13 protein-coding genes and 2 pseudogenes are annotated in these 14,334 nt (G+C 65.2%); 6 read left to right on the top strand and 9 right to left on the bottom strand.

Annotated elements, in window-relative coordinates; translation table 11 throughout:
- The 5 genes and pseudogenes from RM543_RS18250 to RM543_RS18230 all read right to left on the bottom strand — a co-directional run.
- Nucleotides 1-243: pseudogene (locus RM543_RS18250) on the bottom strand (GAF domain-containing protein); the annotation flags it as partial.
- The gene (locus RM543_RS18245) at nt 243-1,031 is read right to left on the bottom strand and encodes an ABC transporter ATP-binding protein (RefSeq protein ID WP_311694261.1); all 789 of its coding nucleotides are present in this window, start codon (nt 1,029-1,031) and stop codon (nt 243-245) included. The gene RM543_RS18245 and the pseudogene RM543_RS18250, both read right to left, overlap by 1 nt.
- On the bottom strand, nt 1,028-1,870 hold the full coding sequence (locus tag RM543_RS18240) for an ABC transporter ATP-binding protein (RefSeq protein WP_311694259.1): 843 nt from the start codon (nt 1,868-1,870) through the stop codon (nt 1,028-1,030). Before RM543_RS18240 ends, RM543_RS18245 begins: the two co-directional genes overlap by 4 nt.
- Complete coding sequence (gene nikC / locus RM543_RS18235) at nt 1,867-2,769, bottom strand: nickel transporter permease (protein WP_311694257.1); 903 nt, start codon at nt 2,767-2,769, stop codon at nt 1,867-1,869. Before nikC ends, RM543_RS18240 begins: the two co-directional genes overlap by 4 nt.
- Nucleotides 2,769-3,794, bottom strand: coding sequence for an ABC transporter permease (locus RM543_RS18230; protein ID WP_311694267.1), 1,026 nt, complete (start codon nt 3,792-3,794; stop codon nt 2,769-2,771). Before RM543_RS18230 ends, nikC begins: the two co-directional genes overlap by 1 nt.
- Before the next feature lie 136 nt (nt 3,795-3,930).
- On the opposite strand from RM543_RS18230, the gene RM543_RS18225 reads away from it, so the two are divergent.
- From RM543_RS18225 to RM543_RS18210, 4 genes and pseudogenes are all read left to right on the top strand, one after another.
- A complete protein-coding gene (locus RM543_RS18225) occupies nt 3,931-4,542 on the top strand; it encodes a helix-turn-helix domain-containing protein (RefSeq protein WP_311694255.1) in 612 nt (203 codons plus the stop codon).
- A gap of 43 nt (nt 4,543-4,585) precedes the next feature.
- Nucleotides 4,586-6,175, top strand: a complete 1,590-nt coding sequence (locus RM543_RS18220) for an ABC transporter substrate-binding protein (RefSeq protein WP_311694253.1) — start codon at nt 4,586-4,588, stop codon at nt 6,173-6,175.
- Nucleotides 6,176-6,245: 70 nt separating this feature from the next.
- Nucleotides 6,246-7,340, top strand: coding sequence for a M24 family metallopeptidase (locus tag RM543_RS18215; RefSeq protein ID WP_311694251.1), 1,095 nt, complete (start codon nt 6,246-6,248; stop codon nt 7,338-7,340).
- 226 nt (nt 7,341-7,566) lie between these two features.
- Nucleotides 7,567-8,484: pseudogene (locus RM543_RS18210) on the top strand (IS5 family transposase).
- A 63-nt stretch (nt 8,485-8,547) separates the two neighbouring features.
- Here RM543_RS18210 and RM543_RS18205 read toward each other — a convergent pair.
- Nucleotides 8,548-9,618, bottom strand: a complete 1,071-nt coding sequence (locus RM543_RS18205; protein WP_311694249.1) for a helix-turn-helix domain-containing protein — start codon at nt 9,616-9,618, stop codon at nt 8,548-8,550.
- Nucleotides 9,619-9,731: 113 nt separating this feature from the next.
- On the opposite strand from RM543_RS18205, the gene RM543_RS18200 reads away from it, so the two are divergent.
- On the top strand, nt 9,732-10,745 hold the full coding sequence (locus tag RM543_RS18200; protein WP_311694247.1) for an alpha/beta hydrolase family protein: 1,014 nt from the start codon (nt 9,732-9,734) through the stop codon (nt 10,743-10,745).
- Between the two features lie 294 nt (nt 10,746-11,039).
- Here RM543_RS18200 and RM543_RS18195 read toward each other — a convergent pair whose 3' ends face one another.
- The 3 genes from RM543_RS18195 to RM543_RS18185 form a co-directional block, all read right to left on the bottom strand.
- Complete coding sequence (locus RM543_RS18195; RefSeq protein WP_311694245.1) at nt 11,040-11,996, bottom strand: zinc-dependent alcohol dehydrogenase family protein; 957 nt, start codon at nt 11,994-11,996, stop codon at nt 11,040-11,042.
- A gap of 267 nt (nt 11,997-12,263) precedes the next feature.
- Nucleotides 12,264-12,614, bottom strand: coding sequence for an EthD domain-containing protein (locus RM543_RS18190; RefSeq protein WP_311694244.1), 351 nt, complete (start codon nt 12,612-12,614; stop codon nt 12,264-12,266).
- Nucleotides 12,615-12,626: 12 nt separating this feature from the next.
- A complete protein-coding gene (locus RM543_RS18185; RefSeq protein ID WP_311694242.1) occupies nt 12,627-13,448 on the bottom strand; it encodes an antibiotic biosynthesis monooxygenase in 822 nt (273 codons plus the stop codon).
- A 145-nt stretch (nt 13,449-13,593) separates the two neighbouring features.
- Here RM543_RS18185 and RM543_RS18180 point away from each other — a divergent pair, with 145 nt between their 5' ends.
- Nucleotides 13,594-14,301: an IclR family transcriptional regulator gene (locus RM543_RS18180; RefSeq protein ID WP_311694240.1), complete on the top strand. Its 708-nt coding sequence runs from the start codon at nt 13,594-13,596 to the stop codon at nt 14,299-14,301.
- Nucleotides 14,302-14,334 lie beyond the last annotated feature (33 nt).

Raw genomic sequence — 14,334 nt, 5'->3', positions numbered from 1 at the left:
CACCTGATCGAACCAGCGGTTCAGCTCGATCGGCTTCTCGCCCGAGGTCGGGTAATTCGCGGCGTCATCGGTATAGGCGCGGCGGGCCACCATGGCATCGGTGTCCGACGTCATCACGGTAAAGAGCTTTGCGCCCACTGTCGCCTTGGTCAGCGCGCAGAGCGCATCGAAGGCCGCTTCCTCGGTGGTCGCGGCGGCGAGCGCGGTGGTGAAGTCGGCAAGCGCCTTGGTCGTATCGGTCATCACGGGTCCTTGGTATCTGACGCCGCCGCAACGGCGGGATCGGCATCGGGGTTGCCGCCCGAAGCGGCATAGAGGTCGAGCGTATAGGGATCGGAAAAGCTGCCGTCGTACAGCGCGGTCTTGGGGGCGATTTCGACGATGCGGCCCTTGTTCATCACCGCCATGCGCTCGCACATGAAGCTGACCACCGGCAGGTTGTGGGTGACCATCAGGTAGGTCAGTCCCTGTTCGCGGCGCAGGCGTTTCAACAGGTTCAGGATTTCCGCCTGGACAGAGACATCGAGCGCCGATGTCGGTTCGTCCAGCAGCATCACCTTGGGTTCCAGCATCAGCGCCCGGGCGATGGCGACGCGTTGGCGCTGCCCGCCAGACAGCTGGTGTGGAAAGCGGAAGCGAAAGCGCTGGTCGAGGCCGACCGCGCCCAGCATCTCGACCACCTTCTGGCTGCGCTGGCCAATGCCGTGGATCGCCAGCGGCTCGGACAGCACGGTGTCGATGGTCTTGCGGGGATGCAGCGAGGCATAGGGATCCTGGAAAACCATCTGGCAGGTAGTGGAGAAAGTCCGGTCGGTGCCATGTCCGCGCGGCTTGCCCAGCACGGAAATCTCTCCCGTCCACTCGGGCGCCAGACCGGAGATGGCCTTGAGCACCGTGGACTTGCCCGAGCCGCTTTCACCCACGAGCGCGAAGCTTTCACCCGGCGCCACGTCGAAGGTTACGTCGCGCACCACCTTGGTGTCGCCGTAGGAAATATCGAGATCCCTGAGAGAGATTGCCGGGAGGGTCATGTGCCCGCTCCTCCGCTTCGATCGAGAACAGGCAGTTCTTCGCGGGCTTCCTGCATGCGCGGCTGCGCCGCCAGCAGACCGCGGGTGTAGGGATGAGTGGCCTTGTGCAGATCCTGCGCGGCGCAGGTTTCGACCACCTCGCCGCCGTTCATCACCATGATCCGGTCGCAGTAGCGCCCCACGAGGTTCAGGTCGTGGCTGATGAGGATCAGCCCCATGCCGTTGCCGGTGACGAGCTCCTGTATCAGGTCGAGCACCTGCGCCTGCACCGAGACATCCAGCGCCGAGGTGGGTTCATCCGCGATCAGCAGCTGCGGGCGCGGGATCAGCATCATGGCGATCATCACCCGTTGCCCCATGCCGCCCGAAACCTCGTGCGGATACATCTTCGCCACCCGCTCGGGGTCGTTGATACGGACCAAATTCAGCATCTCGATCACCCGCGCCTGCAGATCGCGGCGGGGCAGCTTCTCGTGCACCTGCAGCGCCTCGGCGATCTGGTGGCCGATGGTCATGACGGGGTTCAGCGAGAACTTCGGGTCCTGCATGATCATCGAGATCCGCGCGCCGCGAATCCGGCGCATCTGGCGGGTGCCCTGCGCCATCAGGTCCAGCCCGTCGAAGCGCAGGGTCTTCGCGGTCTGCTTGCCGGGTGCCCGGATCAGCCGAAGGATCGACCGGCCCGTCATCGACTTGCCCGAGCCGCTTTCGCCGACGATGCCCAGCCGCTCCTCGCGGCCCAGGGTCAGGTTCAAGCCCTTCACCACCTCCACCGGCCCCTTGGGGGTGGCGAAGCTGACGCGCAGGTCCTCGACTTCCAGAAGCGGTGTTTCGGTCATTTCTCGCCCCCCTGCTTGGGATCGAGCACGTCGCGCAACCCGTCGCCGAGGAAGCAGAAGCCCAGCGAAACGAGGATGATGGCGAAGCCCGGCATGGTGGCGACCCACCACTGGTCCAGAATGAACGTCCGCCCGCGCGAGATCATGGCACCCCATTCCGGCAGCGGCGGCTGTGCGCCGAGACCGAGAAAGCCGAGACCAGCGGCGGTCAGGATGATGCCCGCCATGTCCAGCGTCACCCGCACGATCATCGATGAGGTGCAGAGCGGCAGCACGTGGCGGAAGATGATCCGCGAATGCGAGCCGCCGACCAACCGCACCGCCTGGATGTACTCGTCATTGCGGAAGGTCAGCGTCTCGGCCCGGGAGATGCGCGCATAGGCGGGCCAGGCGGTGATGGCGATGGCGATGATCGCGTTCTCGATCCCGGGGCCGAGGGCCGCGACGAAGGCCAGCGCGAGGATCAGCTTGGGAAGCGACAGGAAAACGTCCGTCACCCCCATCAGGATGCGATCGACCCAGCCGCCGAAGTAGCCCGCGACCGCGCCGATGATCAGCCCCAGCGGGGCCGAGATCACGGCGACCAGAGCCACGATCATCAAGGTGATGCGCGATCCGTAGACAACGCGGCTGAAGATGTCGCGGCCCAGTTCGTCCGTGCCCATCCAGTGCTCGGCCGAGGGAGGAAGCAGGCGCGCCTGCAGGTTCTGCCCCACGGGGGTTTCCGGCGCGATCCAGGGCGCGAAAAGCGCGGTGGCCAGCAGCAAAAGGACGATCAGCAGCCCGGCAACCGCCAGCGGGTTGCGCAGCAGTGTCGTCGTCATCCGCCACGCGCGGCCGAGATTGGCCTGCGTCAGAGTGGCGGGGCTGTCGTCGAGAAGCCAGTCTCTCGTGCTCATCATCTGCTCCTCGGGTCGAGAACGCGGTAGAGCACGTCCGAGATCTTGTTGATCAGGATGAAGACAGAGCCGATCACCAGCGTCGCGCCCAGCACGGCGTTCATGTCGGCGTTCAGCAGCGCCGTGGTCAGGTAGTTGCCGATCCCCGGCCAGCTGAAGACTGTCTCGATCATGACCGAGCCTTCCAGGAGCGCGGCGTAGGACAGGCCGATCACCGTGATGAGCGGCACCCGGATCGGCTTGAACCCGTGGACCCAGATCACCCGCCATTCGGGCACGCCCTTCACGCGGGCGGTGGTGATGAACTCCTGCCCGAGCTGGTCGAGCATGAAGCTGCGCGTCATCCGCGCGATGAAGGCCAGCGAGAAGAAGCCGAGGATCGAGGCCGGCAGGACGAGGTGCGCCAGCGCGTTGCGGAAGACGTCCCAGTCGCCGGCGAGTGCCGCGTCGATCAGCATGACATTGGTCCGTGCCGGCACGAGGCCCTCGTAGAAGATGTCCAGCCGCCCGGGGCCCGCGACCCAGCCGAGCCCGGCATAGAAGAACGCCAGCCCGACGAGCCCGAGCCAGAAGGCCGGGACCGAGTAGCCCAGCAGCGCGAAGACGCGCATCACCTGGTCGACCCATTCGCCGCGCCGGGTGGCGGCCCAGACCCCGGCGGGCACGCCGAGCGCCACGCCGATCAGGATACCGATCGTCGCCATCTCGAGCGTGGCGGGAAAGACCCGCAACAGATCATCCGCGACCGGCCGGTTGGTCGAGATCGAGGTGCCGAGATCGCCCTGCATCACCGACCAGACGTAGTCGAAGAACTGAACGATCAGCGGACGGTCGAGCCCCATGGCCACGCGCGCCGCGTCGTATTGCGCCTGTGTCGCCCGGTCGCCCACCACCGAGAGTACCGGGTCGATGGGCACCACGCGCCCGATGAAGAAGGTGATCGCCAAGAGGCCGAGGAAGGTCAGCGCGGTGACGACGACAAAGCCGCCGACGCCCTTCGCACTGCGCCCCGCCCTGACGGCCATTGTAGCATCTGTCGCCAAGGTCTCCGCCTCCTCTGGCCTCCGCCGCGTGAAATCTTCACGGCAATGTCGCAAGAATTTTTGCCATAGTAAAAAAACTTTTGTAACTTGGAAGCGATAGTCTAGGAAGGGCCCTGCCATGGCACGGGAAAAGCACAAGGCCGAGCCGCAGCTCGGACCGCTCATTCGCAAGCGCCGCAAGCAACTCGGGTTGACGCTTCAGGCTCTCGGCGACACGGCGAGCGTCTCTGTCGGCTATCTCAGCCAAGTGGAGCGTGACAATGCCACGCCATCGCTCGGAACGCTGGCGCAGATCGCGGCGGCGCTGGATGTGGCTCTGGAATACTTCATCGCCACCCCCGGCCCAGCCGACAGCCTGACCCGTGCCGAGACGCGACCGCAATTCTCGATCAACGGATCGTCCATCGGGTACGAGACCCTCGCCACGGATTTTCCCGGATCCGAACTGTCGAGCTATATCCTGCACGTCCCCGCCGGCTACGCCTCCGAGGTGGTCAGCCACGAGGGCGAGGAGATCATCTACATCCTCGAGGGGGAGATCGAGCAGACACTCGACGGTCAGATCATTCACATGAAGGCTGGCGACAGCCTGCACTACAGTGGGCTGCGGCCCCATTCGTGGACCAATTCCACCGACAGGCCCGTCCGCATCCTCTGGACCGGGACGCTTTCCGTCCTGACCCCCAAGGGCGGGATGAGACTACCGGAGATGGCGCAGCTGGAAAGCTGAGGAACGCCGTCCCATGCCATCGAACACCAACAAGGAGACCCAAATGAACATGCTGAAACCCGCGCTGCTGGCCTCGGCGCTCGCGCTGCCCTTGGCAGGCACCGCGGCGCTGGCCGACACGCCCGATGGCATGCTGGTCATCGCCCAGAACATCGACGACATCGTCGCGATCGACCCGGCGCAGGCCTACGAGTTCACCTCGGGCGAGCTGGTCACCAACCTCTATGACCGTCTCGTCCAGTACGATGCCGAGGACCCGACCGTCCTCGCGCCCGGTATCGCGACCGAGTGGGACGTCGACGCCGAGGCCAAGACGATCGCCTTCACCCTGCGCGATGATGCCGTCTTCAACTCGGGCAACCCGGTGACCGCCGAGGACGTGCTGTTCTCGCTCTCGCGCGTCATCAAGCTGAACCTGACGCCTGCCTTCATCCTCACCCAGCTTGGCTGGACCCCGGAGAACGTGGACGACATGGTCACCGCCGACGGCAACGTCGTGACCGTGCAATACGAGGGCGACTTCTCGCCCGCCTTCGTGCTCAACGTGCTGGCCGCACGTCCCGCCTCCATCGTCGACAAGGCATTGGTGATGGAGAACGAGCAGGACGGCGACATGGGCAACGCCTGGCTGAACGCCAATTCGGCAGGCTCCGGTCCCTTCGAACTCACCGGTTACACGCCGGGACAGATGGTGCGCATGGCCGCCAACGAGGACTACTTCAAGGGTGCGCCCGCGATGTCCCAGGTCATCATTCGCCATGTCCCTGAATCCGCCACCCAGCAGCTTCTGCTGGAACAGGGCGACATCGACATGGCGCGCAACCTGACGCCCGACCAGGTCGCATCGCTGTCCAGCGACGACGTGAAGGTCGAGACCTTCCCGCAGGCCGCCGTCCACTTCCTGTCCTTCAACCAGAAGACCGACAGCCTGACTGATCCGGCCGTCTGGGAAGCCGCGCGCTATCTCGTCGACTATACGGGCATGACCGACACGATCATCAACGGACAAATGGAGGTCCATCAGGCCTTCTGGCCGAAGGGCTTCCCCGGCTCCTACGACGAGACGCCCTTTACCTATGACCCCGAGAAGGCCCGGCAGATCCTCGAGGACGCTGGCGTCGAGACCCCGATCGAAGTGACGCTCGACGTGATCAACGCGCCCCCCTTCACCGACATGGCGCAGTCGCTGCAGGCGAGCTTTGCCGACGCGGGCATCGACTTCGAGATCCTGCCCGGCACCGGCGCGCAGGTCATCACCAAGTACCGCGAGCGGACCCACGAGGCGATGCTGCTGTACTGGGGCCCCGACTTCATGGACCCGCATTCCAACGCCAAGGCATTCGCCTACAACTCCGACAACTCGGACGAGAACTACCAGGCGACCACCACGTGGCGGAACGCCTGGGCCGTGCCGGACGAGATGAACGAGCAGACCATGGCCGCCCTCTCGGAAAGCGATCCCGAAGCGCGTCTCGACATGTACCGTGACCTTCAGGCCAAGGTGCAGGAAAGCTCGCCCATCGTGATCATGTTCCAGGCCACCTACGAGGTTGCCATGGGCGCCGATGTCTCGGGCTACGTCAACGGCGCGACCTCTGACTTCGTCTACTACCGGCTGGTCGAAAAGGAATAATCCTGCGACCGCCCGCAAGAGCACAGGGTCGCCGGTTCTCCGGCGGCCCGTTTCGTTTCAGGAGTGAACAATGTCCAATCTGATGCAGGCCGAAGAGCGCCTCGCGCGGCTGCGCGCCCGGATGGCGGAAACCGAAACCGACCTCGTGGTACTGGGCCCCTCCAGTCACATGGCATGGCTGACCGGGCTGAACCCGCACGGCGACGAACGCCCCGTCATGCTGCTGGTCAGCGCCGACCATGCCGGTTTCCTGATGCCCGCGCTCAATGCTGCCATGGCGCAGGAGATCACCACGCTGCCTCTGTTCACCTGGGCCGATGACGATGGCCCGATGGCGGCCCTCGACGCCCTGCTGGACGCCAGCGATGCCCGCCGCGCAGGCCTGTCGGTGGCCCTGGACGAAACCATGCGCGCCGATTTCGCCCTGCTGCTTCTCGACAGTCTCGACACTCCCCGCCGCCGCTTCACCGGGGACACCGTCAGCCTTCTGCGCACCCTGAAGGACGAGGAGGAAGCCGCCCGCATCAAGGCGTCGCACCTGCTGAACGATGCCGCGGTGGAGGCCGCCTTCGCCGGCCTGAAGACCGGCATGACCGAGACCCAGGTCGTCGAGCTGATCGAGACGCATTACAAGGCCAACGGTGCCGCAACAGCCTTCTGCTCTGTCTGCTTCGGCGCCAACGGCGCCTTCCCGCACCACCACCCCGGCGCCACCGCCTTGGGCGAGAACATGGCCGTGCTGATCGATACCGGCTGTGTGCTGGACGGCTATCCGTCCGACATGACCCGCTGCCGCTGGTTCGGCCCATATCCGGATCCGGAGTTCCTCAAGGTCCGCGACATCGTGGAGGCGGCGGTGCAGGCGGCTCTTGCGGCCGCCCGGGTGGGCGCACCCGCCCGCGAGGTCGATGCCGCTGCCCGCGGCGTCATCAGCGATGCGGGCTACGGCGACCGCTTCCCGCACCGCACGGGACATGGGCTGGGCCTCGATCTCCACGAGGCGCCCTACATCACCGGCACCTCGGAGTTAGCCCTCGTGGCCGGGAACGTCTTCTCGATCGAGCCGGGCATCTATCTCGACGGCAGGTTCGGCCTGCGGCTGGAAGAGATCGTCATCCTGCGCGAAGACGGCCCCGAGATCTTCTCGGAACTGCCCCGGGTCTGACGAGACCCTCAGGCCACGGTTGCCGAACCTGTAGCATTGGACGAAAGAGCGCGTGCCCACTCCAAACCCGTCCTTGTCCTGACGCATACGACCGCCGGTGTTGGATCTGCGAGCGGATCGGGCCGGCGCAGGACGAGCTGACCCTCGCTGCCGGGCGGGATGGGCATTGTTGCACGAAGCCGGTCCCGGGATTCACGTTGTGAGTCCAGCGGCATAGGTGGGCGGCATGCCCAAGCCTGCGCCCCCCCGCTATCGCACCCTGAACTGGTCCACCTATAACGCTGCCCTGCGTGAGCGCGGTTTGCTGACGGTCTGGTTCGACCCGTCGACGCCGTGGAATGCGGCGCCCTCGGGGAAGCGCGGCGCGCAGCCGATCTACAGCAACGCCGCCATCCAGGCCTGCCCGACGGTAAAGGTCCCGTTCGGCCTGCCGCTTCGTCAGACGACGGGCTTCGTGGCGAGCCTGCTGAAGCTGGTGGGGCTGGACTATTCGACGCTGTGCCGGCGCCAGAAGACGCTGGCCGTGCAGCTGTCCTACAGGGGCTCGGGCGGGCCGCTGCACCTGCTGGTCGACAGCACCGGGATCAAGGGTCGCGGCGAGGGCGAATGGCATGCGCGCAAGCACGGCGGGGCCCGTCGGCGCGTCTGGCGCCAGGTCCATCTGGCCATCGACGAACGCACGCCTGAGGTCCGAGCCGTCGTGATCACCGACAGCAGGATCGGCGACGCGCCCATGCTGCCCGGTCTGCTGTCGCAGATCCCCGAGGGCGAGACGATCGCGTCGGTCACCGCCAACGGTGCCTGGGGCGGGCGCGCCTGCCGCGACGCCATCGCCACGCGAGGCGCCGCAGCGATCATTCCGCCGCGCAGGAACGCCAAGCCGTGGCAAAAGGACAGCCCAGGCGCCTTGGGACGCAACGAGGCCCTGCGCGCACCGAAGCGCTTCGGCCGGACGCTCTGACGCAGGTGGACCGGCTATCACCGCCGTAGCCGCGTCGAGACCAAGATGAACTGCACGAAGCTCCTCGGCCAGAAGCTCGCCACCCGAAACTTCGACAGACAAACCGCCGAACTACAGGTCCGCATCGCCAACCTCGACCGCTTCACCGCTCCCGGCATCCCCGTCACGCAGCCCGTCGGCTGACGTCAGACGGGAAAGGGTAGCCACGTCCGTCACGCGCTTCGTGCAACGGCGCCGCGGGAAAGGCTAACCGGCTTCGCGGCCTTCGTCAGCGAAGTTCTGAGGCGGCGGATTTTCCGTGGTCATCGCCGTTACGTTCGACGGGGTCTTTTCACTGCTCCGCCACTCGCTCGGCGCCGCCCCCGTGACCCGCCGGAATTCGCGATTGAAATTGGACTTCGTGTTGAAACCGCTGTCCAGCATCGCGTCTGTCACCGTCGATCCGGCCTCGATCAGCTTGCAGGCGTGGCGGACGCGCCAAGCGTTGACGTAGCGCGAGACGTTCTGGCCGGTCGCGCGATTGACGGCTGATGAAAGCCTCTTTTCCGGGAGATGCAACCGCCGCGCCAGCCGTGACAGGTTCAGGTTCGGGTCCAGATGCACCGGGTCGCGCGACAGGAACACATTGATACGGGCGACGATCTCGGTGTCTTCGTCCAGCGCCTCTCGGTTGGCTTCAGCGGGTGCGCCCGGTTCGCGCTCTTCTGCACCGGAGGCCGCCGGACTGCCGCTCAGCAGCCCCAGGAGAAGCAGGATCAGCGAGGATGAGACCGTGATCATCCAGCCGGCCCAACCTTCATTGCCGCTCATGTAGGCCAGGCTGATCAGCGCGTCCCCAAGAGCCGATGCAATCAGGGCCCAGCCGAGAATCCGCCAGATGACGACCGGTATTTGCCCCGCCTCCAGCCGGGCGAGCGGCATGTCGGGCGCGGTGCGCAGCTGGAACAGGATCGCGCCGCCATAGATCAGGAAGACCAGCGTCACGGCGACATCCGTCGTCTCGGGTGCGAAGACGCGGCAGAACAGGATGAACGCCGGTGCGGCCAGATGCAGCGACATCGCGCGCAGCTTCAGCCGACTGACCAGAGCGTCGCGGAACGTGATCCAGGCCAATGGCGGGATCACCGCGGCGCTGACCGGCAGGATCGGACGCAGCCAGTCAATGCCGTAGCCGCCCGCCAGCGCCACCAGCAAGGATTGCGCGGCACAGGCCAGAAGGAACGCGACCAGAAGCGGCCGGCCGTCAGACAGCAGGCTTCGTGCTGCGATATATGCCAGCACAAGAGCGACGAAGGCGGGAACGGGCAGCATCGGCATGGGCTCGTTCTACCCGAAATCCGGATCGAGGCGACCTTTATCCGGAAAAGAGGACGCACTCGGGCCAGCCTGAGGTGCATTCGCAGGGGCAGCGTTCACTAACGGAGGTTCCCATGAAACGCCTTGCTACTCTCGCCTTCCTCGCAATGTCGCATGCGCTGCCCGCCGCAGCCGACATGCTGCCGGGGTACGACCGGTTCGATCTCTTGGCCTCCCACCGCGCTCGGCCGGTCGCGGCGTCCATCTGGTATCCGGCGGGCGAACCTACCTACCGCGCTCCCGTGGGCGATGGGCCGATCTTCGACCCGACATTCGCCTTCGTCGGCCCTGCCCCTGCCGAAGGCCAGCACCCGTTGGTCCTGCTGTCGCACGGATCGGGCGGCAACGCTGACACTCTCGGCTGGCTCACCTCGGGATTGGTTGCGCGCGGAGCCATCGTCCTTGCCGTCGATCATCCGGGCTCGACCAGCGGCGACAGCTCGCCCCGACGTTCCGTCGATATGGAGGCGCGGGCGAATGACCTGACGGCCGCACTCGACACTGTGCTGGCTGACCCCGCTTTTGCGCCCTTCATCGATCCTGACCGGATCGGAGTTGTCGGGTTCTCTTTGGGCGGCGCGACAGCCCTCGGCCTTTCGGGGCTGCGCTTCGACGGTGCGGTTCAGGACGCCCGCTGCTCGCGCGTAGCGGGCGCCGGAGATTGCAGCTTCTTCCTGCTCGGCGGCGTGCGCTTCGCCGATCATCCGGGGTTTTCCACAGATACCCGCGATCCGCGTATCACGCGCGCCGTGGCCGTCGATCCAGGCTTCGGAGCCTCCGTTCGACCCGACAGTCTGGATACCGCGCTCGAGGGCGTGGTGCTGATCAATCTCGGCGAGGAGGACAGAATCGAAGCAGCCGATGTCGGCCCGAACGGGAACGATCTTGCGCGCCGCATGCCCAATGCGCGCCATGTCGTGATCGCGCCGGCGAGCCACTTCACCTTTCTCGGCACCTGCAAGCCTGGAGCGGCTGACATGTTGCAGGCAGACGGCGATGATCCTATCTGTTCCGACCCCGATGGGACAGATCGCGTGGCGACTCATTCGCGGCTCGTGGACGCCGTTGCTTCCGGGCTCGGGCTTTAGGATTGCGGCAACGAAATAAGCGATCGACGTAGTGGTAGGGTCCCGCTCGTAGGTCCCGGCTTTAACCGCAGGGGCCGGCGAGTGGGTTACTTCAGCATATCCAATGTCGTGGAAGGGCTCGAAGCGGCCGCGCGGCGAGCAGAACAGCAGACGGGCCGCAACGGCCGTCGCTCCCGGCCTGCAGCTGCCCTCCATCAGTAGTGTCGATGCCGCACCGCAGCTTCACCGAAACGGCCACTCGTCCATCGAGCAGCATTTTCGGCGGGTGAAGGTCAGCTGAGCGGGACAAAGCTGTCATGGCGCCTGCATCTTGAATTGAAGAACCTGCTTTGCTGACCCGGGCTTCCGACCCAGATGGATTGCCTCTCGCCAGTTCTCCAACGGATGAACGCAAGCGGGAGGCAACGCGACCTCGGCAAGAAGCGACCAGACGGATTCAAAAGCCTCTTTCCAGGATGCATGGTCCATCCGCTGCAACCGGTCGCGAAGGTGAAATCGCTCGTATCGGGCGCGCGGCACCGCGGCCGGACTGATGGACTCTCCGCTCAACAGCCCATAGCCGACGAAACGCGTTCCCTGCGCCATGGCCTCGAGAACCCGCGACGCCAATGGACCGCCCAAGGCATCGAACGTCACATCCGCTGCTCTGGCATGGCGAATGACCTCCTTCTCGTCATTGGCTGAAACCGGGGTCACGCCAAGGGAGCGCATCCTCTCAATCCGCCCCTCGGACCGATATATGCCAATCACCTCGGCGGCTCCTTCCTGTCGTGCGAGGTGGCCAAGAAGGTCGGCGCAGCTCGAGCCCGCGCCACAGAGCAGTACGCGCTTTCCCGCAACCGGAACGGCGCGGAGCATTTCCTGCGCAGCGAGCGGGTTGATGTAAGCTCTAGCTGCGACGTCATCACTGATCCGGTCGGGAACCGGGATCGCCAGTGCGGGATCACTATCCACGTGAGTTTGCCACGTCCCTGCGCCCCGAAGGGGCAACACACGTCGCCCGATCCAGCACGAATAGTCCGGGGGTGCGTCGATGACCCGGCCAACTCCTTCGTACCCCGCGACCGCGGGCAAGGAGACCCGATGCGCATAGGCTCCCGTCACCGGGATCAAGTCCGAGGGGTTGATCGGCGCTTGGATCATGGCGACACGCAGCTTTCCCGTCGGGCGATCGGAAAGCAGCGTTTTTTCCAGCTTCAAATGATGCTCGGGAGGTCCAAACGACCTGTAGACGAGAGCACGGTTGGTCATAGCGCCAAAAGACACGCCGCCTGCGGAGAGGCAATGTCGTGAAGCGGCTCGGTGCGGACATGCGGCAACACAGCGGTTTGGGCAGCTGGCGGCAGCTGCCGGCCCACTCCGGACATTCAGCCTTGGATCAGGATGCTGCAGCGCGGCCCGTCGAACCTGCCGTTCGCCGCGCTTGCAAACCCACGCGACCGTCGGAGGTCAACTGCGCGGACGAAGCAGACCTTGATGCGTGGTGCATCGAGGTGCGCGACGTCCAGGATTTCAACATTACTCCTTGTCTTTGATGATTTCGGTTTGTTCACCCACGAGTATCAGCGTGGTGTCGTGGTCGAGAAACGTCTTCTCGTCGGGGAAAACCGCGTTCTGGTAGGTGTCCGAGCCAAGCACGGCACGCATACCCTCCGGGCTGTCGAACCAGATCTCCGCCGTGCCGTCGAAATCAGCCTGGGGGACCGGGAACTCGCCCTTCACCGGGTGGGTCTGAATGTAGCGCAGCACGTGCGTCACTGCCTCGGGGATCGAGCGGAAGAGGGGACCGTGCGTCTCGCGGTGGTGGCGCACGAATTCGTCGTGGTCGAGTTTGGGGTTACGCTTCAGCAACATCGTCATCTTGATCATGGGATCTCTCCTTCAGGGGTGCGGGGTCCAGCGGATCGCGGGAGCGTCCGCGGGCATGTCGATGCCGCCCGGATAGGTCAGGAGCTCGATCAGCATGCCCCAAGGCGCGCGGCCATAGATGCCCGCATTGCCGTCCTGGTTCTCGTTGTTGGCGAGCGGGTGTGGCCCCTTCAGGAGCATGCCCCCGGCCTCCGTGAAGGCAGTGCAGGCAGCGTCGATATCATCGACGTAGAGGCCGATATGGGTCAGGCCCTTGTCTTGCAGACGGGCGGGATCGGCTTGGTCGCCGTCTTCCATACGGAATAGTTCAAGGCAGGGCCCATTGCCGATCCTGACAAGGCGCATGTGAACGATCCGCGTCCCCGATGTCAGGCCAAGCTCGGCCTCCGGACCCTCGCCCGACATGTCCGGGCCATCCTGGGGCAAGACGTCGTAGAGCGTCACGGCACCGAAGGCCTCGGCGAAGAAGCGCGTGGCGGCCTCGATATCGGGCACCGTCAGGCCGGCATGGTCGATGCCGCGGATGCCGGGCGCGGCATGGCGGTCGGCCGCGACATCCGCAACGTTCGTGACCTTCGGGCCGCCGCCGGCCGCGACCTCCTTCAGGGCGGCGTTGAACTGCCGGGTATGCGGCATGCCCAGATGCGCCTCGAAGGCCGTGTCGTCGCGGTATTCCTCCAGCATCACCATCGCGCCGCCGTCCTCGGCAAAGGCCTCGAAGCGGATGTTTCCCGGCTCGGCGCGGACATTGCAGGCCAGGTCTTCCACAAGTGCCCTGAGCTGCCCTTCCTGACCCGGTTTCGGGGTGGCACGGGCCATCATCGAACGTGTCATGATTGTCTCCATCGTCGTTGCCGCATCGCGGTATTCGGCAGGACAACGGAACGGTTTGCCGGGCGTTCCTAATTATTCATGCAAGAACGTAGAAAAATGAGCTTACCGGAATATTATTCATCATTAATGAACTTAGGGGCAAATCATGGTCCAATCCGTCGTGCGCGCCACCGATATACTCGACTCGATCGCCCATGCGGGGGGGGCCGCGCATCTGAACGCCATCGCCGCCGCCTCGGGGCTCAAAACGACGACGGCGCATAACATTCTCAAGACGTTGCAAACGGCCGGCTACGTGCGCCGCCGCGCCGGCGACACGCGCTACCATCTCGGCGACAGGATTTTGAACCTCGCCCGCGTCGTGGGAGACGACGACGCCCTTCGCCATCGCCTGCGCCCCGCGCTGGAGGCCATGGCCGCCGAAACCTCCGAGACCGTGTTCCTCGCCGTGCCCTCGGGTGATGAGGTCTACTTTCTCGACGCGATCGAAAGCAGGCGGGCCCTCAAGGCGGCGAGCCAGCGCGGGCACCGCGAACCCATGGCGGGCTCCGCCATCGGCCTTCTGTTCCTTGCCTTCATCCCCGCGATACGCAAACGGATGTTCGATACACATGCCGACCGGATCGGCCCCGGCATCGCGGCCGAGATCGACGCCATCGCTGAACGCGGCTATGCTCTTGACCACGAGAACTGGATGCCCGGCCTCAACTGCATCGCAATGCCTTGGCGCGACGAGGGCGAGATCCGCGCGGGCTTCGGTCTGGCTGGCCCCAGCAGTCGTCTCACAGCATCACGGCTGAAAGAGACGGCCGAGCTAATGCAGAAGATCGCGTCCGAGAACGACGTTCGTTAGGACGGATGAGTTCGAAGAATGTCGCAGTAGGCC

The sequence above is a fragment of the Tropicimonas omnivorans genome (assembly GCF_031846565.1).
Taxonomy (GTDB): Bacteria; Pseudomonadota; Alphaproteobacteria; order Rhodobacterales; family Rhodobacteraceae; genus Tropicimonas_B; species Tropicimonas_B omnivorans.
This window is presented reverse-complemented; position numbering and strand designations above follow the sequence as displayed.